Below are 355 nucleotides of genomic sequence, written 5' to 3' on the forward strand. Positions count from 1 at the left end.
GGCGGGGCGGGGGGAGGCGGGGTTCGGGCTATCACTGTCGTATGACCAGGAGTTGTCGGGTCTGGGGGTGGACCGGCAGGGCCTGGGCGCGGGCATGGGTTTGGGCCTGCCCTTCGTCGATACCGAAGAGGGCCGCGTTGTGGCCGCCGGCGGGGTGTGGGAGGTCGACCCCGCCGCTAGTGCCCCCGGCGGTGCCGGCTCCGGTCTGAAGCGGTTCCCCGGGGAGGGGGTGCGCTTCGAGCACGTGCCCGGCGGGAGCCTGCCCGCCCGCGACGGCGTCGACGGACGCGGCTACGAGTGGCGGCTGACCGACCGCACCGACGGGTCCGTGCAGTACTTCGACACCGCCGGCAAC

The 355-nt window shown here is 74.4% G+C and carries 1 protein-coding gene; it reads left to right on the top strand.

Going from position 1 to position 355, the window contains the following annotated elements:
• Positions 1-52: 52 nt before the first annotated feature.
• Positions 53-355, top strand: a 303-nt coding sequence (locus IF89_RS39875; protein WP_158718173.1) for a hypothetical protein, incomplete at its 3' end; no start/stop codon positions are given.

The sequence above is a fragment of the Streptomyces sp. NRRL F-2664 genome, assembly GCF_000719345.1.
Taxonomy (GTDB): domain Bacteria; phylum Actinomycetota; class Actinomycetes; order Streptomycetales; family Streptomycetaceae; genus Streptomyces.